A 20,188-nucleotide genomic window follows, 5' to 3' on the forward strand; every position below is an offset into this window, starting at 1 on the left:
CATTAGGCTGACCACCTATTCAGAACTATGTTTTAATTTCCTGAACCAGGTCAGACCAATGACTCTTGACGCGCATCGCACAGCTGATAGATGGTCTATTATTAAGAGTCGAGTCTTTTAAAAGCTATTGTCGCGACAATCAAAAGACTCTATGGTGTTATTTTGTTAGACAGCATTTAGATGAACGAAGGCAACTACTTCATCTGCCGATTGAGTAGTACTCGATCCCAAGATCTTGCATCTTTTTCGGATTAAACAAGTTCCTTCCATCAAATACTACGGGATTGCGAAGCTTCTGTATTATATTATCGAAATCCGGAGCTTTAAATGCTTGCCATTCCGTTATAATTATGAGGGCATCGCTATCTTTTAAAGTTTCCTCTTTGGTACCACAGAGACTCAGATTTTCATGATTCCCATAAATTCGCTGAGTTTCTTCCATAGCTTCCGGATCAAATGCACGCACGTGGGCTCCATGTTTCCAGAGTTCTTCGATTAGAACTCGACTTGGAGCTTCACGCATATCATCCGTATTTGGTTTGAAACTTAAACCCCAAAGCGCGAAAACTTTACCTTCTATTTTTCCGTCGTAATGTTTTAGGATTTTTCTCGATAGAACAGATTTTTGCTCGTGATTTCGTGATTCGACAGACTTTAGAACTTTCGCATCGAAGTCCAATTGCTCCGAAGCCTTAATAAGAGCCTTCACATCCTTTGGGAAACAGGAGCCGCCGTATCCGGACCCCGCATAAATGAAGTGGTAGCCTATTCGAGGGTCCGAACCGATACCTTTACGCACCATTTCAATGTCAGCTCCGAGCATCTCCGAGAGGTTGGAGATCTCATTCATAAAGCTGATTTTTGTTGCAAGCATGCAGTTGGCTGCATACTTCGTCAGCTCAGCGCTGCGAACGTCCATGACAATTATTTTTTCATGATTACGATTAAACGGCGCATATAGGTCACGTATGACTGCTTCGGTGTTGGCTTGCTCGGTCCCGACAATTATCCGATCCGGGCGCATGCAGTCAGATACTGCAGAACCTTCTTTTAAAAATTCTGGATTCGATGCAACATCAAATGAGAGATCAGTGCGGCCGCGTTGAGAAAGTACGCTCGCAACTCGATCCCTCACTTTATCGGCCGTCCCAACAGGAACAGTAGATTTGTTAATGATAATACAATTGCTTTCAATGTTACTTGCTATCGTTTCGGCAACGGCCAGTACATATTTCAGGTCCGCAGATCCGTCCTCATCAGGAGGTGTGCCTACCGCAATGAATTGAACCTCTCCATGTTTTACTGCAGCTATAGCATCGGTAGTGAATTTCAATCTTCCGGCGCCGTAGTTCTCTTTGACTAAGACTTCCAGTCCAGGCTCATAGATTGGAATAATCCCCTGCTCCAGGTTTCTTACTTTTTGCTCATCTACGTCCACACACACTACATCGTGACCAATCTCGGCTAGCACCGCCCCTTGAACAAGACCTACGTAGCCAATTCCGAATACAGTGACTTTCATGATGATTACCTGTGATACAAACGTTGGTTTTTGGCTCACGCCGTCCACTTGGAAACCTAAGAGATCCTAGGCTCCTTGATAGCCTTAAAGTTCGGCGGTCAGAATGGCCGATGAGGAAGGGGCGGCATAAGGCACGCTACCGCCCCAGGATTTTCCGTCATCTTCCCCAAGACGTAGTGTTTCCATGAAATATCGATTTGATCATGCTTAATAGCTAATGATCCGGCGCAGCAATAAACGATAAAAACTCAAGAACAATAGTAACGCCGTCAGACATCTGAACTTAGGACGTGACCTGTTCGATATTCATCAGTTTTTGTCGGAGGCATAGGCATAGTTGTAATAACCATAATCATTGTAGCCATATTTATTGGAGGCCTTTTTCTCCACGCCGTTAAAAATCGCACCTTTAATGGCAACGCCATTCTGGGAGAACCGGCGGACTGTCAATTCGATTTCTTTCGCCGGGTTCAGGCCATAGCGCGTCACAATCAGGTTAGTCCCAGACAAGCGCCCGACGATCGCCGCGTCTGTCACCGCCAATATCGGCGGCGTATCAAGAATCACCAGATCGTATTGCTTGCTTGCCTGCTCCAATAGCGCGCTGAAATTGGCGTGCATCAGTAATTCGGAAGGATTGGGCGGGATTTGGCCTCGACTGACAAAATCGAAGTTGTCAATTTCGGTCTTATGGATAGCAGTGGCTACATCGCAGCGTCGGGCCAGGATATCGGAGAGCCCATTGTCTGAAGAAACACCTAACACTTTGTGCAGATAGCCTTTGCGCATGTCGACGTCGATCAACAATACCCGCAACCCGGTTTGTGCTATCACCACCGCGAGGTTGACCGACACGAAGGTTTTACCCACCTGAGGGCTAGGCCCGGAAATCATCAGGCGGTTATTGCCGGCCTCATGCATGGCGAAGTGCAGACTGGTACGCAAACTGCGCAACGCCTCGACGGCCAGATCGGTGGGATGAGTGACGGCCAGCAATGTAGAACCTGCGCCGGAACGTCCCCGTCCGCGAGAGACTTTGTCTTCTTCACTTTTCTGCAGAATGCTGTAAGGAATCGATGCGTAGACCGGCAACCCAAGTTGCTCGATGGCTTCCGGACTTTCCAGCCCCCGGTTCAATGCCTTGCGTACCAGCACCAGGACCACCGCCAGGAAGCCGCCAAGAATCGTGGCGATCAATACAATCAAGATTTTTTTCGGTTTGACCGGTTTGAAAAAATTGACATCCGCGGTGTCGATCAGACGCACGTTACCGACCGTCCCCGCGCGCATCACATCCAGCTCCTGAGACTTGTTCAGCAGCTGGGTATAAATGGCCGTACCGACTTCTACATCCCGGGTAAGGCTCAGCAGCTCTTGCTGGGTGGAGGGAAGGCTCTCCACCTTGGACGCCAAACTTTTCTGCTTGCTGCTCAACTCACCAATCTGGGTCAACAATGCACGATAGGCGGGATGTTGGCGGGTGAACTTGCGGTCCATCTCGGCTTGCTGCAACTTCAACTCGGAGATGCTGGTATCAAGCCCGACAATCTGATCGAGAATGGCTTTGGTTTCGAGCGTGATGTCCACGGACTTACTGCGTGTCTGGTATTCATTCAAGGCATTCCCGGCTTTTTCCAGGTCCTTCTTGACCACCGGAAGTTGCTCTTTGAGAAACGCCAGGCTTTGCGCTGCCTCAGCTGAAGTGCGCTCTACGTTTTGCCGCACATAAATAGCGGCAATTTCATTGAGGGTTTTAATGGCCTGATTCGGATCTGTGCTTTCCAGCGCCAGGCCGATCATGCCCGACTCTTTTCCACGCTCGGTTACATCCAAATCCTCTTGGTAGTCGAGGATGCTGGTCAGGCGAGAATTGCGGATGATTCTGAAGCGGGTTCCAGGATTGGCGTGCATTTCTTCTATCTGAAACGCAACGCCATTTTGTTCGAAAAGTTGTCCAGCCTGGCTGGCTGCCAATACGTTGTCGTCTTCGTCCACCAAGGTGTAATGACCATTTTCACCCGCGGTCAGGGTCAACTTCTTGCCCAGTTGCGAGTCGGGCAGATCCAGTTTGAATATCTTCAGTGACTCCCCTCCCCAGGCGAAACTGTTCAACCCCAACATGGGGTCGGCTATTTCACCGGGATTTTTACTCTGGAATCGACGAGCCAGGAACTCACCGACCACCGGGAAGTACATCGGTTGTATGACAATATCAAGTTTCAGGTTATCGACCGTCTTGCCAATCACCGCACGAGACTTGATCAGCTCGATCTCGGTCGCCGAAGGCGACTCTTTTCCCAACATGCTGCTGACATCGGAGAAACCCAACAAATCGTTCTTTTTCGCTTCGACCTGCAACAGCGCATTCGCCTGGTATACCGGGGTCGCAAGCACCGCGTACGCGGCCCCAGCCACCATAAAGGCACCGGTAACCGCGGCAATCAGCCATTTATGGTCGATGAGTGTTCCAAACAAGCCGAGAAGATCAATCTCGTCATTGTCGTCGTCCCGCACGTTAACTACCGGTGCTTGCTGCATAAGTCGGATTCTTTGCCTGTATTACGATTCAAAAAGGAGTGGCCATCAGCGCGCCAGGCGCTGAGCCCATGCGAGTACGGCTTCTTCGATCAACGCATAAGCGTGCACAAATGCAGGTTTGCCTTGACGGTAGGGGTCGCTGATTTCGCGATCGTCTTGCCATTTGCCCAGTAGCAACACTTTGCCTCGCGCTTCAGGGGCAATGTTGAGTACCCCGCTGACATGCCGTCGCTCCATCACCAGAATCAAGTCCGCCTCGCTGACGGCTTGAGACGTGAGTTGAACGGCCTCATGCCCATCGGGCAGATGACCATGTTCCTTGAGTACGGCGTGTGCCGTCGGCTCGATGGGTTTGCCCGCCAAGGCAGCGAGGCCAGCCGAACTGACCTCGATATCGGAATGAACGAGTGCCCCGCGTAGCAGATACTCCGCGGTGGGACTGCGGCAAATATTGCCGACGCAGACAATCAAAACCCTTTTAAGCAAGATAACATTCCCCGTCTTGTCAACAGTGGCGGTGACATAGCACTTGCCGAACATAAGAGCTTTAAACTACGAATGAATCCGGGTATGTATAACCCCAGTAACTGCAGCTGGAACTTTCAAACCATCAGTGCGTATTTATTACCATGACGTTCGAACAGCCCCCAACTTTTTCTTCAGACAAAAAATAACATTTCACTCTTTGAGAGCCGAAAATAACAGTTCGAGAATTTATCCAGACAATTTCTAACAATTGCCGTTTTCCCACGACCGTTCAATCTAAATTACACCGAAATAGCGAGTGGCTAATATATAGCCGTTCCGTTAGTGCATTGCCAGGGCGTCAGACATTCGGTTAGAAGTTGGGTAAGAGATGCCTTGGGCAATAACTTTGTTTACAGCGAGTTGCGTCAGGAGCATGCAGTGGAACAACCAGGCATGCTCGCCGGCCAACCGACCACCCGATTTTCTCTGCCCCCGCCTTGCGCGAAACATGGCGTACAGGCCTTTCGCTGCCCATGCAGCGTTGCCAACATTTTTCTCGAGTGATCGAGCCATTTAGAGCCCGCACTCTTCAGCGTTACCGGTTCCGACAACCCGTCGAACCTTTCCTACTGCCATTAGCCATTCCACCTGTCTACTTTCAAGGACGCTTTCATGATTCGTAAATGCCTATTCCCCGCAGCCGGCTATGGGACCCGCTTTTTGCCCGCCACGAAGGCCATGCCGAAGGAGATGCTGCCGATCGTCAATAAGCCGCTGATCCAGTACGCCGTCGAGGAAGCGCGCGACGCCGGTCTGCAACATATGGCCATCGTCACCGGCCGGGGCAAGCGAGCGCTGGAGGATCATTTCGATGTCAGCTTCGAGCTCGAACACCAGATTCGCGGCACTGATAAGGAGCGATTCCTGGAAGGCACTCGTGAGCTGATCGATACCTGTACTTTTTCCTATACCCGCCAAGTAGAGATGAAGGGCCTGGGTCACGCCATTCTCAGCGGTCGTTCGTTGATCGGTGATGAGCCGTTCGCCGTGGTGCTGGCCGATGACCTGTGCCTGAACCTTGAGGGCGATGGCGTGCTGGCGCAAATGCTCAAGCTCTACGAGCAATTCCGCTGCTCGATCGTGGCGATCCAGGAAGTGCCGCGTGAGCAGACTCAAAAGTACGGAGTGATTGCCGGCGAACTGATTCGCGAGGGTATTTACCGGGTTAACAGCATGGTCGAAAAACCCCGCCCGGAAGACGCCCCGTCCAACCTGGCCATTATCGGCCGGTACATTCTGACCCCCGACATCTTCGACCTGATCGCTGACACCGAACCTGGCAAGGGCGGTGAAATCCAGATTACCGACGCGTTGATGAAACAGGCCCAGGACGGCTGCGTTCTGGCTTATCAATTCAAGGGCCGACGCTTCGATTGCGGCGGCGCCGAAGGTTACATCGAAGCTACCAATTTCTGCTTCGAGCACTTGCATCAAAACACCTTGTGACGGCGCTGAACCCTGACAATCGTGTGCGTTATCGAATTGATTTTTTGGTCTTTATTACCCTATGGACGAAGCCTCTATGAAGACATTGAGCGGTTTCAAGGCAGATGACAGTCGCCGCCCGTATGGCGCTGACCTTAAAAACAACCTCGCGTACCTCATCGTGCGCGCCTATGCGTCGGAGCTGATCTTTCCCCGCGTGCAGAAACCGCCGGTGCTGCTGGTAGAGCGCATCGGTGCCTTCCCCTCTTCCGGGGAAATCCGCCGTCAGGTCAAGGATGGTCCGGCGTTACTGGCGAGCATCAGGCAGCGCTACGCCGCCGACGCCCTCGACATCGACGAGAGCGATGGACTGAACCTGGTCTTTGCCGACTGGCGTCTCAGCTTGCGTCTTCTGAACGATGATGGCGTGACGTGCCTGACCGTGGAAAGTCGCGGCGACAGCTCGCTCATGCAGCACAAAACCGCCGAACTGCTGAAGCAGATCGACGCGCAGGAGGCATTTACATGAACGCGATTGCAGAGCACGCCGCCAAAGCCTGGTATCTGCTTCAGTGCAAGCCCAAACAGGATGAACGCGCCGAAGAGCATTTACAGCGCCAGGGCTACGCCTGTTTTCGCTCGACCTACCGGCGTGAGCGCGTTTTGCGCGGGCAGCGTCGAGTGATCAGCGAGTCGTTGTTTCCGGGATATCTGTTTATTCAACTGAGCCTTCAGGACAGTTGGGGCCCGCTGCGCTCGACCCGTGGCGTTTCGCGAGTTGTCGGGTTCGGCGGTCAGCCACTGCCGATCCGCGATGCGCTGATCGACGAGCTCCAGGAGCGAGACAGCCAGGCGATTGTGACAACATTGTTGAGGCACGGAGATACGGTGCGCATCACTGAAGGCCCGTTCTCCGATCTCGAGGCGGTGTTCCTGGCCATGGACGGCGAGGAACGAGTGCTGCTGATGATGAATTTCCTGCAGCGTGAACAGCAGATCAGCCTGCCATTGGCGGGCGTTAACAAGATTTAGATCCACCATCACGTCCACATAAAAACGCCGCTCAACAAGCGGCGTTTTTATGTGCGCAGAAAAACCTACGCCCCCTCTGGGAGATGATTCCAGTCGATCCAACCCAAAAACCATGTCGCCAGAATCAGCAAGCCGAACGCAATCCGGTACCAGGCAAACACTGCATAACTATGATTGGCGATGAACTTGAGCAAACCGCGCACGGCAATCATCGCAAAGAGGAACGCGGCTACAAACCCCAGGGCAAACACCGGCAAGTCGGCGGACTGGAACAGGTCGCGGTACTTGTAGCCCGAGTACACCGCGGCCCCCACCATCGTCGGCATCGCCAGGAAGAACGAAAACTCGGTAGCCGTCTTGCGTGACAGGCCAAACAGCAACCCGCCGATAATCGTCGATCCCGAGCGCGAAGTGCCGGGGATCATCGCCAGGCACTGTGCACAACCGACTTTCAAGGCATCGGTCCAGCGCATTTCGTCAACGTGATCGATAACCACCACATGCTCACGTTGTTCGGCCCACAACATGATGACTCCACCGATCACCAGCGCCACGGCTACGGTGATCGGGTTGAAAAGATACTCATGGATTTTGTCGGCGAACATCACACCCAGAACAACCGCGGGCAAGAAACCGATCAACAAATTCAGAGTGAAACGCTGCGCATTACGCTGGGTCGGCAAACCGGTAGTGATCTCCAGAATCTTGCGACGAAACTCCCAGACGACCGCCAGAATGGCCCCCAACTGAATGATGATATTGAACGCCATGGCTCGCTCACCGCCGAAGTCGAGCAAGTCCGCGGCAATAATCTGGTGTCCGGTACTGGAGATGGGCAAAAACTCTGTGAGCCCTTCAACCAACCCTAGAATCGATACCTGCGTGGTGGTCCAGAAGTCCATTAATCCCCCGTTAAACCCTCTCGGCTGAAAGGTCTGTTGATGATGCCGAGCATTTGTCCTGATCGCGATTAAACCTGTCGGACCAGCGGAGGATTAAAGCGCACTCTCTGCCTGGTTGAGCTAAACGTTATAAAACGTCCATGTCGGAACACCAGCGCCGGCCTCCTGCAAATGGCCTGCGCCTGCGAATGAAATTGTTTTGCAGGACTGCTACTTGTGGATCGCGAATCATGGACGCCACTCATCGTCGGATCGTTGACGTTTTGACTTTGGGCGCGCGCAATGTCCTACCCAAAAATGATCGCCCAAGAGAACATTCCACATGGCAAAGATCATAGTGCTCGCCGGTGACTTCCCGCAGGGCGACGGGGAATATCACCTTGGAACCATCACCCTCAAAACGTCCCTCAAACCCCGGCTTGGAACCAGCTTCCCGGTCTCGGAGTTTAAAGATCTGACCATTCAGAACACTGATTCCAACAAGAATATTAAGTCCGCCATAGGCCTGGGGCTCGCGGGTGCCATGTTGCTCGGTCCCGTCGGAGCCATCGCCGGCTATCTGCTTGCCGGCAAAAACACCGAGGTGACCTTTATGGCCACATTGAAGGACGGTGCAAAGCTGCTCGCGGCGACCGATAGTGACACCTACCGGGATATCTCGGCACGCGCCCTGAAAAAATCCCGAACCGGCCGCCGAGGGCCCCTTTCCAGCTCACTTAACAACGGATCCATTCATTGATCCGCTTGCCCGGCGACTGCGAGAATGTTGCAGGGCACCCGATACAGCACATGCTCCGTGGTACTGCCCACCCACTTCTCCAGCCCCTTGCGATGCGCATTGCCCATGACGATAACGTCGGCCCGGTGATGCGCAGCGAAGTCAGCCAGCGCTTTACCGGGCGGCCCTGCAACGAAGTGTTGCCGTTCGGTGGGCACGCCGTAGTGATCGGCCAATGTGATGAATGACTTGTGCAAAGACTTACGCACGTCGCTGTTGAAGCCGGGCATCGTCACTGCACCCGCGCCCGCATCGGATATATGCGTCTGCGATAGATCGTAGGCATACAGCAGATGCATTTCTGCATTGCACTGCATTGCCAATTCGTTCGCAGCCTGGATGATCAGGTCGTTGATTCCGGTGATCTGAGTCTCTGGATGCGACGGATCGACTGCCGCCACGATCACGCGCGGAAGTGGGCAACTGACTTCGCTGACCAGATGGACAGGCACCGGACATTCACGCAGCAGATGCCAATCCAGAGGCGTGATGAAAACGCGTTTGAGCGCCGACTCATGCTGCACGTCCTTGATGACCAGATCCGCCTGCGTTGTTGTCACGTGCTGCAGGATCTCTTGCAGTGCGTCGCGTGTGAAAAGCACCTCGGTGCTCAGGTTGATCCCGCGCCCACGGATCAGATCGGCTTCATCCTTGAGCCATTTTTCGTTCTCTTGCTGACAAGCCTCACGAAACCGCGCACTGGCGTGGATCAAACCCAGGATGTTGAAATCTTCGATGAACACCGTGATATGCAGCGCTGCGCCCGTGGCTTCGGCAAGGGCGACGGCCCGCTGCAGCGCCGGCGTGTGACGCATGGTGGGGCCGGCTATTAGAAAGAGTCGTTGATATTGGCTCATGTCACACCTCCAAACGTTCTGGGATATCTGCTAGCCCCCAGCCTCTCGTCTGTCGCGCCGCCAGCGATCTGCTATCGCCTCAATGACCTGGATCGACACAATCAATATACGCCTGGATTCAACTAACCAGCCAGGATGTGGATCATCGTACCCAACACGATGATCCACATCCTGGCGGCTAATTGATTGACGACGCGAAGTTACTTCTTCGCATATTTCGCGCCATGCGGATCGTTAAGCTTCACCTGCATCAGCTCCCACTCACGCTGAATGATCGAGTAAGGGATAAAGATGCTGACTCGCTCAGCCCCCTTTAACCCAGGGTGAAAACTCACATCATTAAGGGTGGTGGAGAAAAAGCCGACATTGATACCGACAATGCTGCCGTCATTACCGATGACGGGACCACCCGACATCCCCTTTATCATCGGGGCATCATGGATGGCATAGCGTTCACCGCTGCCTTCATCGCTATTGATGAAAGGCGCCGGGTACACTTTGCCTTGCCCGGTGACGGTCGTCATGTAGGGGCTCGCCCCCACGGCAGTGATGTGTTCACCCACACGCGGTGCGCGCCATGACGGGTAGCGACCGTCGGCCTTGTGCTGGATGAAAACAAGGTCGCAGCCAGTGCTGCAGCTGTATTCCACGTTACGGATGAGGGGGGTGTGGCGAGTGGTGACGGCGTAGTCTTCGTTCCATTGCACGGCCGAGGCCATGTACAGATAGGGCAAGGGAAAGCCCGAGAAGACGGAAAAGTATGAATCATTGGCAGGTCCCGACAAGTCGGGCTTTACCATACCGTTGCATCCTGCAATACCAGCTCCTATTAAAAAGTAGGTCATGATTTTAATCATGATTATCACCGACTTATAAGGAGGATTTGATTTTTTGTTGTGGCAAATCTTTAGTTGTCAGGTTCTTGCAGTTTTCCTCGCAGCCTGGTCTGGTGCGTTTATTTATGGCTGAGGTTTTAATAAATGCGTATGAATGAATTGTGCTAAGGCTAATTGCTTTTCGATCCATATAAGAAATTGCAAATATTTGACGCCTGAAAAATGGCAAACCACAAGTAAGAAAAATAGAAATGAAAGTTACATACTTCGAGTAAAGCCAGTGAAACAGCCGCCGCCAGCCAATTTAACTCGCTTCGGCATGCCTCGGTAACGCCACAGAAATCAATGCCGCGAAAATAACAAATGCGCTGGATATCCATAAACACGCCCCCAGCCCGAAAGCCTGATAAACCCAGCCCGAGAGCACGGTGCCGATCAGCCGTCCCATGGCGTTGGACATGTAGTAAAAACCCACGTCAAGCGACACGCCGTCTTCCTTGGCATAGGACACGATCAGGTAGCTGTGCAGCGAGGAGTTCACCGCGAACAGCGCACCAAAGACCATCAAGCCGCCTAACAGCACCACTTGTTGCGACAATCCGCTGTTCAGGCCCAGAGCGATTGCCGCGGGCAGGCCCGCCAAAGCAAGCGCCCACAAAAAGGCAGCGCGACCATCAGGAACATGCCCTCGTTTCTTGCCGGTGATTCGCGGGGCGAACGATTGCACGATGCCGTAGCCGATCACCCAGGCGGCGAGGAATCCACCGACCTTCCAGAAGTCCCAGCCAAAGACGCTGCTCAAGTACACCGGCAACGCCACGACAAACCAGACATCGCGAGCGCCGAACAGAAACATTCGGGCCGCTGACAGAATGTTGATGGCCCGGCTCTTGGACAGAATGTCGCGAAACCTGGGCTTGGCTTTCGCCTTGCCCAGATCCTTTTTCAACAGGATCAAGCTGCTGACCCAAATCAGCGCCAGCACACCCGCCATGGCCAGCAATGCCCCTTTGAACCCGATCAGGGCGAGCAATGCCCCGCCGAGAAAGAAACCGACACCCTTGAGTGCGTTCTTCGAACCGGTGAGGATGGCTATCCATTGGTAAAGCTTGCCCTGCTGTCCATCGGGCACCAGAAGCTTGATCGAGCTTTTGGCGCTCATCTTGTTCAGGTCTTTGGCAATCCCCGACAACGCCTGCGCGCCCATCACCCAAGGAATCGTCAGCCAGGCCACTGGCACTGTCAGCATCAACAGCGCCGCAACCTGCATTCCCAGCCCGATGTTCATGGTCCGGTTCAGGCCCAATCGGGCGCCGAGGTAGCCACCCACCAGGTTAGTGATCACACCAAAGAGTTCGTAGAACAGAAACAACGCCGCGATTTGCAGCGGGCTGTAGCCCAACGCGTGAAAGTGCAGCACCACCAACATGCGCAAAGCACCGTCGGTGAGGGTGAAGGCCCAGTAATTGCCCGTCACGAGCAGGTACTGCCGCACTTGAGGCGCGAGGGCTGACAACGCTTTCATCACCGCTCCTTAAACGGCCAGGCCGACCATTCTGGCCAGTTCGACGGTGCGGTTCGCGTAACCCCACTCATTGTCGTACCAGGCATAAATTTTGACCTGGGTGCCATTGATGACCATGGTCGACAGCGCATCGATGATCGATGAGCGCGGGTCGGTGCGGTAGTCGATGGACACCAGCGGACGCTCCTCGAAACCGAGGATGTCTTTCAGTTCGTTCTCGGACGCGTGCTTGAGGAACTGATTCACTTCTTCGACAGTGGTGACGCGCTCCACCTCAAAGACACAGTCGGTCAGCGAAGCGTTGGCCAACGGTACGCGCACGGCGTGGCCATTGAGACGCCCGCGCAGTTCCGGGAAGATTTCGGCAATGGCGGTGGCCGAGCCGGTGCTGGTCGGGATCAAACTCATGCCCGAAGCTCGCGCTCGGCGCAGATCCTTGTGCGGCTGATCGAGGATGCTTTGAGTGTTGGTCAGGTCGTGGATGGTGGTGATCGAACCGTGGCGAATGCCCAGTTTCTCGTGGATCACCTTCACCACCGGCGCCAGACAGTTGGTGGTGCACGACGCGGCGGTGACGATGCGATGCTCCGTCGGGTTGAACAGCTGATGGTTGACGCCCATGACGATGTTCAGCGCGCCCTGCTCCTTCACCGGAGCGCTGACCACCACACGTTTCACGCCTTGGTCGAGGTAAGCCTGAAGCACCGCGACGGTCTTCATTTTGCCGCTGGCTTCAATCACCAGATCGCAGCCCGACCAATCGGTGTCGGCAATCGCCTTGTTGGCGGTCACTTTGATTCGTTTGCCGTCGATGACAATGCTGTCACCTTCGGAGTCGGCCTGGTCATTCCAACGGCCATGCACCGAGTCGAAGTTCAGCAGATGCGCATGGGTTGCCGCGTCGCCCGCCGGATCGTTGATCTGCACGAACTCAAATTCTGGCCAGCGCCAGGCTGCGCGCAGAGCGAGGCGACCGATGCGGCCAAAACCATTGATGCCCACTTTGATAGTCATGTTTCCCCCTTCAAATGGAGCGCTGATTGACACGTTTCATGAGTTCTTGCGCCGATTCCTTGCGCTCGGAATAACGATTGACCAGATAGTCCTGACGGTCGCGCAGCAGCAAGGTGAATTTCACCAACTCTTCCATCACATCCACGACACGGTCGTAGAACGGCGAAGGTTTCATCCGGCCGTTATCGTCGAATTCCATATAAGCCTTTGGTACGGAGGATTGGTTGGGAATGGTGAACATGCGCATCCAGCGCCCCAGCACCCGCAGCTGATTAACTACATTGAATGACTGCGAGCCACCGCACACTTGCATCACGGCGAGGGTCTTGCCCTGGGTCGGGCGTACGGCGCCCATCGCGAGCGGCACCCAGTCGATCTGCGCCTTGAAGACCGCGCTCATCGAACCGTGACGTTCTGGTGAACACCAGACCTGCCCTTCCGACCACAACATCAATTCGCGCAGTTCCTGCACCCGCGGGTGATCGTCGCCAGCATCATCAGGCAGCGGCAAACCAGACGGATTGAAAACCCGCGTCTCGGCGCCGAAGTGCTGTAGCAACCGGGCGGCCTCCTCGACCAGCAAGCGACTGAAGGAGCGTTCACGGGTCGATCCGTACAACAGCAAAATGCGCGGCTTGTGGCTGGAGGTTTGTTCGATGCCGAGCTTGTCGGTCGACGGGAGATCAACCAGTTCGGTATCGAGTTGGGGCATGTGGTCATCGTGCATGGTCATTGTCCTGCGCAATAGTGCTCTGGAGTCCTCGAACCGGACAGCAGGCAGCTGCCCGTTCGGGACGGTCACCCATTTCTTCAAGGCGTTTGGCATCCGGGCTCAACCAGTGCCCGTTGGATTCGAGCACCACGGTCAGCACCTGATGCACCCAGCCCGGCAGATCCGGGTGCAGTCGGTAATAAACCCATTGGCCCTGCCGACGGTCCGAGAGCAATCCGCATGTGCGCAATTGCGCCAGGTGCCTGGAGACTTTGGGCTGGCTCTCATTCAACGCACAGGTCAGCTCGCAGACGCACAGCTCTCCCTCACGGGCGATGAGCAGCATCATGCGGGCCCGGTTGTCGTCAGCCAGGCATTTGAAAACAGTGGTCGGCGTCAGTTGGTCAGCCATTGGGTTTCTCAACGTTTGGTGTTCACGCAGTCGGATGAATACCGGCATATGCGTTTTTTCGAATATACGTTTTACCGCATGTATGGGTCAACGGCGAATGTGTCGGCCCTGTATGTGAATGATATTTATTTACTTACAAAAGATAATCGTTATCATTAGCGCAATAATTAAAAAAGGAGCTCATGGTGGCTTTACCGCGCATTTACCCCGCCTCTCTCTCACTGCTGGGGCTTTTTGCAGTACCTGATTTGCAAGCAGAAACCCAATCGGTATTGGCCCTGCCTGCAACCGCTGTGACCAGTGATTACAGCGAGCAGAACTACAAGCCGACCGACAGCCGCAGCGCACTGAAGATCGACGCCCCGCTACGGGATATCCCGCAAACGGTGAACGTGATCCCCCAGAGCGTGATCAAGGATCAGGGCGCGCAATCGATGGAAGACGTGCTGAAAAACGTTCCCGGCATCGGCCTTTCCAATGGCGATGGTCAGCGCGACCAGGTCACCATTCGCGGCTTCAGTGCCATCGGCGACATGTACGTCGACGGCGTTCGTGACGATGCGTTGTACTTCCGCGATCTGTCCAACGTCGAGCGCGTGGAAGTGATCAAGGGACCGGCAGCGGTGCTCTATGGCCGCGGCTCATCCGGTGGCCTGATCAACAGCATCAGCAAGAAACCCAACTTCACCCCCAAGCAGGAGGTGGGTGTCAGCTTCGACAGCGAGGGGAAAAAGCGCACGCAGTTCGATGCTGGCTGGGCCGATCAGCAGCAAAACGACAAGGCATTCCGGGTGACCGGTGCGCTGGAGAACAGCGACACCTTCCGCGATGATGGCTATATCGATCGCAAGGCCATTGCGCCTTCGGCCTACTTCAAACTCTCCGACGATCTTGAGCTGAACCTGGGGGCGACGTACCTCTACGACAAACGCTTGATCGACTTCGGCATTCCCGCGCGGGGCGATCGCCCGGTCGATGTCGATCGGGACAAGCGTTTCGGTTCCGCCGATCCGGATGACGATTACACCCGCAGCGAAGTGTTCTCGTTCACGGCTGGCGTCGACTACCGCATCAACGACGACTTCACCCTGAGCAACACCAGCCGCTACTACCACTACGATCTGGATCGCAACAACACACTCGCCGACTCCAGCCCGACCCGTTTCGTCACCGCGCCCAACGGCGAATTGCTGGTAAAACTCAATCGCGGCAATGTGCAGCGCAAGGAAGACGGCTGGTTCAACCAGACCGAACTGAAGCAACAGGCCAGGCTCGCGGGGATGAACCACAACCTGCTCTATGGCGTGGAACTGGGGCGTCAGGTCAAGGATCAATCCGTCTTCAGCCAATCCAACGTAGCGCGGGTCCCGGTGTACCGCGATGGCCTGGTCGATGTGCCGTTCCAGGCCAACCGACAAACCGCCAAGGGCACCACTACCCAGGACACGGCCGGTTTCTACGTCCAGGATCTGATTGAACTGACCCCGCACTGGAAAGCCTTGCTGGGTGTGCGCTATGACGTGTTCGACCAGGAATACTCGGATGACCTGACGGGTGCCTCAATGTCCCGAACCGACAACACCTGGAGCCCGCGTGCAGGCTTGGTCTATCAGCCTGATCAGGTTCAGTCCTACTACATTTCGGTGAGTCGTTCTTATCAACCCTCCTCCGAAGTCTTCGCCCTGAGCACTAGCAACCAGGACCTTGAGCCGGAGCAAACCACCAACTTCGAGATCGGTGGCAAGTGGGACCTGCTCGACAATCGCCTGGCGTTGACGGCGGCGCTGTTCCGTCTGGAACGCACCAACATGAAAACGACCGATCCGGCGAACCCGACCAAACTGGTTCTGTCGGGCGAGCAGCGCACCGACGGTCTTGAGTTGACCGCCAGCGGGCAGTTGAGTGACAAGTGGCAGGTCTATGCCGGCTATGCCTATCTGGACGCCGAGATCACCAAGTCCAACAGCCGGACCAACGGCGTCGCCAACGAAGGCCAGACACCGACCCTGACCCCGCGCCACAGTGCCAACCTGTGGCTGGTGCGCTCACTGACCAACACTTGGCGTGTGGGCATGGGGGCGAACTATGTCGATGACCGTTACACCGCCCTGGACAACCAGGTGGTCATGCCCGCTTACACCACCGTGGACGCGGCGTTGCTCTACAACTTGCCGAAATGGGACATGGCGCTACGCTTGCGCAACGTCTTCGACAAGGACTATTACGCCTCGGCCCATGGCTCGGTGGACCTGATCACCCCCGGAGCGCCACGCACTCTGGAGCTGAGCACCAACTACCGGTTCTGAGTGAAAACCTGAAATCAAACGCCCTGCATCCAGGGGCGTTTGTTTGCAGTGCGCTACATCGTGACAATGATTCAAAGCTCATTTAATCTTCAGCGCGCGAAGAGTGATTGAGAATCTCTCGCGTTGTCAGACAACAACAATATTTCGAGGAAACCCCATGCGCAAACTTCTGTTGCTCTCGCTTCTTGCCGCCTCCCCCCTGGCCATTGCCGGCCCTCAATGCACCACAACCGACAAAGCCCAATGGCAGGACCAGGCCAAATTTCAGGAAGAGCTCAAGAACAAGGGCTACAACATCAAGAAATTCAAAGTCACTGCCGGCAATTGCTACGAAATCTACGGCTGGGACAAAGACAAGCGCAAAGTCGAAATCTACTTTGACCCGGTCACCGGCAAAGTCGTGAAAGAAGAAATCGAATAGGACGAATGTGAAAGCAGAAACCCTGCGCCTCTGGGACCCTCTCGTACGCGTTTGTCATTGGTCCCTGGCGGTTGTCTTCATCAGCGACTACTTCCTCAATGAGGAAGGCGACGGCTGGCATCGCTGGCTCGGCTATTACGCCGTGGCTGTCGTACTGGTGCGTGTGGTGTGGGGGTTCATCGGCCCGCCATCGGCGCGTTGGTCAGACTTCTGGCCGACCCCGACGCGTGTCGCTCAGCATGGCCGGGCGCTGTTTTCCGGCCAGGGCTATCACCGAATGGGGCACTCGCCTATCGGAGCATTGGTGATGGTTCTCATGCTGCTGTTGATGACCGGCCTGGGTATCAGCGGTTTCCTGATGGAGGAAGTGGACTACTTCTGGGGCGAAGACTGGCTGCGTGATGTCCATGAGTTTATGGCCGATGCACTGCTCACATTGGTTTGCGTGCATCTCCTCGCAGCGCTGGTGGAGAGCGTACGCTTGCGTGAAAACCTGCCGCTGTCGATGATCACGGGCCACCGTCGTAAGCGCTAGCTCTCAAAGCTTCCTTGATACCGCACATTGCCCTCCCCCTCGCGGGAAAGGGCGAGTGCCAACCCTATGTGTGATGAATTTCCCGATCCTTGGTTTCCGGCAGGAAGAACGTGCCAAGAATGGCCGTCATCACGGCGATGACGATGGGGTACCACAGCCCGTAGTAGATATCCCCCGTGGCCGCGACCATGGCGAACGCCACCGTGGGCAGAAAGCCGCCGAACCAGCCATTGCCGATGTGGTACGGCAGCGACATCGAGGTGTAGCGGATGCGCGCCGGGAAGAGTTCCACCAGCCAGGCGGCGATCGGGCCGTAGACCATGGTGACGTAGATCACCAGGATGGTCAGGAGCAGCAACACCATCGGGTAATTGGTCTTGGCCGGGTCGGCCTTCTCGGGGTAACCGGCGTCCTTGAGGGCGGTGCCGAGGGTAGCGACGAAGGCATCGTTGCGGGCCTTGAAGTCAGCGGCCGGCATGCCGGTGCCCTCGAAGCTCTGAATCACTTTCTCGCCGATGCGGACTTGTGCGATGGCACCCGGTTCGGCCTTCACGTTCTCATAGGGTATGGCCTTCTTCGCCAGCACAGTCTTGGCAAGGTCGCAGGAACTGGTGAATTTGGCCTTACCCACCGGGTCGAACTGGAACGAGCACTTACTCGAATCAGCGATCACCGTGACCGGGTTCTTCTCCTGCGCGGCGAATACGTCGGGGTTACCGTATTGGGTCAAGGCATGGAAGATCGGGAAGTAGGTCAGCGCCGCAAGGATGCAGCCCGCCATGATGATGCCCTTGCGGCCGATGCGGTCGGACAGGCTGCCGAATATGATGAAAAACGGCGTACCGATCAGCAGCGAGCCGGCAATCAGATAGTTGGCAGTCTGCGGGTCGATCTTCAGCGTCTGCAGCAGGAAAAACAGCGCATAGAACTGTCCGGTGTACCAGACCACCGCCTGGCCGGCAGTGCCGCCGAGCAGGGCCATGATCACTATCTTGAGGTTTTCCCAGCGGGCGAAGGATTCGGTCAGCGGCGCCTTGGAGGACTTGCCTTCTTCCTTCATCTTCAAGAACACCGGTGACTCGCTGAGTTGCAAGCGGATGTACACCGAGATGATCAGCAGCAGGATCGACAGCAGGAACGGAATCCGCCAGCCCCAGGCCTCGAAGGCCTCATTGCCGAGAATGGTGCGGCAGGCGAGGATCACCAGCAGCGAAAGAAACAGGCCGAGGGTCGCGGTGGTCTGGATCCACGAGGTGAAGTAGCCGCGTTTGCCTTTCGGCGCATGTTCGGCCACATAGGTCGCCGCGCCACCGTACTCACCGCCCAGGGCCAGGCCTTGCAACAGGCGCAGGGTGATCAGGATGATCGGTGCCGCCACGCCGATGGTCGCATAGCCGGGCAGAAAGCCCACTATGGCGGTGGAGATACCCATGATGACAATGGTGATGAGGAACGTGTGCTTGCGCCCGATCATGTCGCCCAGTCGACCGAACACGATCGCGCCGAAGGGGCGTACGGCGAAGCCCGCGGCGAACGCGAGCAGCGCAAAGATGAAGGACGTTGTCTCATTGACGCCGGCGAAAAAATGCTTCGCTATGATCGCGGCGAGGGAGCCGTAAAGGTAGAAGTCGTACCACTCGAACACCGTGCCCAGGGACGAGGCGAAAATGACCTTGCGCTCCTCCCTGGTGATCCCGTGGTGGGGCGCGCTGCCCGTGGATGTGTTGTCGATTGCGGCCATGAGTGTTCTCCGTCTTGCTCTTGTTATAGGGCGGAGTACCTCGTTACCTTTTTACCGTACCCAGGCCCCAGGGCTGATGTCATCGGATCAAGGACTGCGCGAAGCATGGAAACAGGCTGGCGGCCTCGCATCGCTGCGAAGTTCCTTGAAGCATAATCGGCTTCGCGCAGATATCCACTCGGGGCATCCCGCTCGAATCCGGGCCGATGCGCTGTCGAATGACTATTCAGACCGGTGAGATCCCACGCGAAGCGTCTGGGTAGCGCCCCGCTGATACCTATTCTTCGGGGCGGCCATCGTCTGGAACTTCGCAGCGAAAGAATTTCGTATACCCTATCGCCATCTCACTCCAAACGACCGCCGCCGTGAACCTACCCAAACTCAACGCCCCCGACCTTGGCAATACGCCTTCGACTTCGGAAATCATCACCCGTCATCTGCGCGACGCCATCGTCGCCGGGCATTTCGCCGAAGACGAACCGATTCGCCAGGACGACATTGCCCGCCAGTTCAACGTCAGCAAGATTCCGGTGCGCGAGGCCCTCAAGCGGCTGGAGGCTGAAGGGCTGGTGATGTTCCAGCGCAATCGCGGGGCGATGGTCACGCGGGTGTCCGATGCCGAGCTGGCGCAGATGTTCGAAGTGCGGATGTTGCTGGAAGACAAAATACTGCGCCTGGCCATCCCCAACATGACCGAAGAAACCTTCGCCCGGGCCGAGCGTATCTGTCAGGAGTTCATTGGCGAGGACGACGTGGGTCGCTGGGCCGAGCTCAATTGGGAGCTGCACGCTTGCCTTTACGAGCCGGCGCAACGGCCGTTTCTGGTCAGCCTGATTCGTTCGGTCAATGACAAGCTGGAGCGCTACCTGCGCATGCAGATGAGCCTGTCGGCCGGCAAGGAACGGGCTGATCATGAGCACCGTGAAATCCTCGCGGCCTGTCGTGCCGGGGATGTGGATCTGGCGGTGAAGCTGCTGGACGAGCACATTGCCGGGGTCTGCAAAACCCTGTTCGAGCACCTGCCTCACGCGCACTGAAACCTTCAGAAGGCTGTGCTGATTTCGTCATCGGCACAGGATAAATCCATCAAGCCGACACCCCGCT

The 20,188-nt window shown here is 55.6% G+C and carries 19 protein-coding genes; 8 read left to right on the forward strand and 11 right to left on the reverse strand.

Annotated elements, in window-relative coordinates:
- Positions 1-199 precede the first annotated feature (199 nt).
- The 3 genes from MMG91_RS06390 to MMG91_RS06400 all read right to left on the reverse strand — a co-directional run bounded on the left by MMG91_RS06390 (position 200) and on the right by MMG91_RS06400 (position 4,546).
- Entirely contained in the window at positions 200-1,522 is a 1,323-nt protein-coding gene (locus MMG91_RS06390; RefSeq protein WP_310659115.1) for a UDP-glucose/GDP-mannose dehydrogenase family protein, read from the reverse strand.
- A gap of 309 nt (positions 1,523-1,831) precedes the next feature.
- Positions 1,832-4,060 (reverse strand): polysaccharide biosynthesis tyrosine autokinase, encoded by a 2,229-nt coding sequence (locus MMG91_RS06395; protein WP_310659116.1) that lies wholly within the window; start codon positions 4,058-4,060, stop codon positions 1,832-1,834.
- Between the two features lie 45 nt (positions 4,061-4,105).
- A complete protein-coding gene (locus tag MMG91_RS06400; protein WP_238542604.1) occupies positions 4,106-4,546 on the reverse strand; it encodes a low molecular weight protein-tyrosine-phosphatase in 441 nt (146 codons plus the stop codon).
- A gap of 654 nt (positions 4,547-5,200) precedes the next feature.
- Between MMG91_RS06400 and galU the strand changes: the two genes are divergently transcribed.
- The 3 genes from galU (at position 5,201) to rfaH (ending at position 7,045) form a co-directional block, all read left to right on the forward strand.
- A complete protein-coding gene (gene galU / locus MMG91_RS06405) occupies positions 5,201-6,034 on the forward strand; it encodes a UTP--glucose-1-phosphate uridylyltransferase GalU (RefSeq protein ID WP_305449146.1) in 834 nt (277 codons plus the stop codon).
- A 76-nt stretch (positions 6,035-6,110) separates the two neighbouring features.
- A complete protein-coding gene (locus tag MMG91_RS06410; RefSeq protein ID WP_305505973.1) occupies positions 6,111-6,542 on the forward strand; it encodes a phosphomannomutase in 432 nt (143 codons plus the stop codon).
- Positions 6,539-7,045, forward strand: a complete 507-nt coding sequence (rfaH, locus tag MMG91_RS06415) for a transcription/translation regulatory transformer protein RfaH (RefSeq protein WP_305449144.1) — start codon at positions 6,539-6,541, stop codon at positions 7,043-7,045. The genes MMG91_RS06410 and rfaH overlap by 4 nt, the downstream gene beginning before the upstream one ends.
- A 65-nt stretch (positions 7,046-7,110) precedes the next feature.
- Here the strand turns inward: rfaH and MMG91_RS06420 are convergent, their stop codons facing one another.
- Positions 7,111-7,947, reverse strand: coding sequence for an undecaprenyl-diphosphate phosphatase (locus tag MMG91_RS06420; protein ID WP_305449143.1), 837 nt, complete (start codon positions 7,945-7,947; stop codon positions 7,111-7,113).
- Positions 7,948-8,269: 322 nt separating this feature from the next.
- Here MMG91_RS06420 and MMG91_RS06425 point away from each other — a divergent pair, with 322 nt between their 5' ends.
- Complete coding sequence (locus MMG91_RS06425) at positions 8,270-8,686, forward strand: hypothetical protein (RefSeq protein ID WP_305449139.1); 417 nt, start codon at positions 8,270-8,272, stop codon at positions 8,684-8,686.
- Here the strand turns inward: MMG91_RS06425 and MMG91_RS06430 are convergent.
- From MMG91_RS06430 to MMG91_RS06455, 6 genes are all read right to left on the reverse strand, one after another.
- Positions 8,680-9,582 (reverse strand): universal stress protein, encoded by a 903-nt coding sequence (locus MMG91_RS06430; protein ID WP_310659117.1) that lies wholly within the window; start codon positions 9,580-9,582, stop codon positions 8,680-8,682. The two genes, MMG91_RS06425 and MMG91_RS06430, sit on opposite strands and share 7 nt — an antisense overlap.
- A gap of 200 nt (positions 9,583-9,782) precedes the next feature.
- Entirely contained in the window at positions 9,783-10,382 is a 600-nt protein-coding gene (locus tag MMG91_RS06435) for a serine protease (protein WP_305449777.1), read from the reverse strand.
- Between the two features lie 340 nt (positions 10,383-10,722).
- Positions 10,723-11,943, reverse strand: a complete 1,221-nt coding sequence (arsJ, locus tag MMG91_RS06440; protein WP_310659118.1) for an organoarsenical effux MFS transporter ArsJ — start codon at positions 11,941-11,943, stop codon at positions 10,723-10,725.
- A gap of 9 nt (positions 11,944-11,952) precedes the next feature.
- Positions 11,953-12,957 carry an ArsJ-associated glyceraldehyde-3-phosphate dehydrogenase gene (locus tag MMG91_RS06445; RefSeq protein ID WP_305505965.1) on the reverse strand — a complete coding sequence of 335 codons (1,005 nt, stop codon included), beginning with the start codon at positions 12,955-12,957 and terminating at the stop codon, positions 11,953-11,955.
- A 10-nt stretch (positions 12,958-12,967) separates the two neighbouring features.
- The gene (arsH, locus tag MMG91_RS06450; RefSeq protein WP_305449135.1) at positions 12,968-13,684 is read right to left on the reverse strand and encodes an arsenical resistance protein ArsH; all 717 of its coding nucleotides are present in this window, start codon (positions 13,682-13,684) and stop codon (positions 12,968-12,970) included.
- Entirely contained in the window at positions 13,674-14,081 is a 408-nt protein-coding gene (locus MMG91_RS06455) for a metalloregulator ArsR/SmtB family transcription factor (RefSeq protein ID WP_305449134.1), read from the reverse strand. The genes arsH and MMG91_RS06455 overlap by 11 nt, the downstream gene beginning before the upstream one ends.
- A 182-nt stretch (positions 14,082-14,263) precedes the next feature.
- Here MMG91_RS06455 and MMG91_RS06460 point away from each other — a divergent pair, with 182 nt between their 5' ends.
- From MMG91_RS06460 to MMG91_RS06470, 3 genes are all read left to right on the forward strand, one after another.
- Complete coding sequence (locus MMG91_RS06460) at positions 14,264-16,387, forward strand: TonB-dependent siderophore receptor (RefSeq protein ID WP_310659119.1); 2,124 nt, start codon at positions 14,264-14,266, stop codon at positions 16,385-16,387.
- 157 nt (positions 16,388-16,544) lie between these two features.
- Positions 16,545-16,808 (forward strand): PepSY domain-containing protein, encoded by a 264-nt coding sequence (locus MMG91_RS06465; RefSeq protein WP_310659120.1) that lies wholly within the window; start codon positions 16,545-16,547, stop codon positions 16,806-16,808.
- A gap of 7 nt (positions 16,809-16,815) precedes the next feature.
- Positions 16,816-17,343 carry a cytochrome b/b6 domain-containing protein gene (locus tag MMG91_RS06470; protein WP_305449131.1) on the forward strand — a complete coding sequence of 176 codons (528 nt, stop codon included), beginning with the start codon at positions 16,816-16,818 and terminating at the stop codon, positions 17,341-17,343.
- A 64-nt stretch (positions 17,344-17,407) separates the two neighbouring features.
- Here MMG91_RS06470 and MMG91_RS06475 read toward each other — a convergent pair whose 3' ends face one another.
- Positions 17,408-19,084: an MFS transporter gene (locus MMG91_RS06475; protein ID WP_310659121.1), complete on the reverse strand. Its 1,677-nt coding sequence runs from the start codon at positions 19,082-19,084 to the stop codon at positions 17,408-17,410.
- A gap of 365 nt (positions 19,085-19,449) precedes the next feature.
- Between MMG91_RS06475 and MMG91_RS06480 the strand changes: the two genes are divergently transcribed.
- Positions 19,450-20,121 carry a GntR family transcriptional regulator gene (locus tag MMG91_RS06480; RefSeq protein WP_038980174.1) on the forward strand — a complete coding sequence of 224 codons (672 nt, stop codon included), beginning with the start codon at positions 19,450-19,452 and terminating at the stop codon, positions 20,119-20,121.
- Positions 20,122-20,188 lie beyond the last annotated feature (67 nt).

This window comes from Pseudomonas sp. JL3 (genome assembly GCF_031570575.1).
Lineage (GTDB): Bacteria > Pseudomonadota > Gammaproteobacteria > Pseudomonadales > Pseudomonadaceae > Aquipseudomonas > Aquipseudomonas cucumis.

Coding starts and splice junctions, on each gene's coding strand:
- MMG91_RS06390 (WP_310659115.1), bottom strand. CDS start 1,522: ATGAAAGTCACTGTATTCGGAATTGGCTACGTAGGTCTTGTTCAAGGG.
- MMG91_RS06395 (WP_310659116.1), bottom strand. CDS start 4,060: ATGCAGCAAGCACCGGTAGTTAACGTGCGGGACGACGACAATGACGAG.
- galU (WP_305449146.1), top strand. CDS start 5,201: ATGATTCGTAAATGCCTATTCCCCGCAGCCGGCTATGGGACCCGCTTT.
- MMG91_RS06410 (WP_305505973.1), top strand. CDS start 6,111: ATGAAGACATTGAGCGGTTTCAAGGCAGATGACAGTCGCCGCCCGTAT.
- rfaH (WP_305449144.1), top strand. CDS start 6,539: ATGAACGCGATTGCAGAGCACGCCGCCAAAGCCTGGTATCTGCTTCAG.
- MMG91_RS06420 (WP_305449143.1), bottom strand. CDS start 7,947: ATGGACTTCTGGACCACCACGCAGGTATCGATTCTAGGGTTGGTTGAA.
- MMG91_RS06425 (WP_305449139.1), top strand. CDS start 8,270: ATGGCAAAGATCATAGTGCTCGCCGGTGACTTCCCGCAGGGCGACGGG.
- MMG91_RS06430 (WP_310659117.1), bottom strand. CDS start 9,582: ATGAGCCAATATCAACGACTCTTTCTAATAGCCGGCCCCACCATGCGT.
- MMG91_RS06435 (WP_305449777.1), bottom strand. CDS start 10,382: ATGGTAAAGCCCGACTTGTCGGGACCTGCCAATGATTCATACTTTTCC.
- arsJ (WP_310659118.1), bottom strand. CDS start 11,943: ATGAAAGCGTTGTCAGCCCTCGCGCCTCAAGTGCGGCAGTACCTGCTC.
- MMG91_RS06445 (WP_305505965.1), bottom strand. CDS start 12,957: ATGACTATCAAAGTGGGCATCAATGGTTTTGGCCGCATCGGTCGCCTC.
- arsH (WP_305449135.1), bottom strand. CDS start 13,684: ATGCACGATGACCACATGCCCCAACTCGATACCGAACTGGTTGATCTC.
- MMG91_RS06455 (WP_305449134.1), bottom strand. CDS start 14,081: ATGGCTGACCAACTGACGCCGACCACTGTTTTCAAATGCCTGGCTGAC.
- MMG91_RS06460 (WP_310659119.1), top strand. CDS start 14,264: ATGGTGGCTTTACCGCGCATTTACCCCGCCTCTCTCTCACTGCTGGGG.
- MMG91_RS06465 (WP_310659120.1), top strand. CDS start 16,545: ATGCGCAAACTTCTGTTGCTCTCGCTTCTTGCCGCCTCCCCCCTGGCC.
- MMG91_RS06475 (WP_310659121.1), bottom strand. CDS start 19,084: ATGGCCGCAATCGACAACACATCCACGGGCAGCGCGCCCCACCACGGG.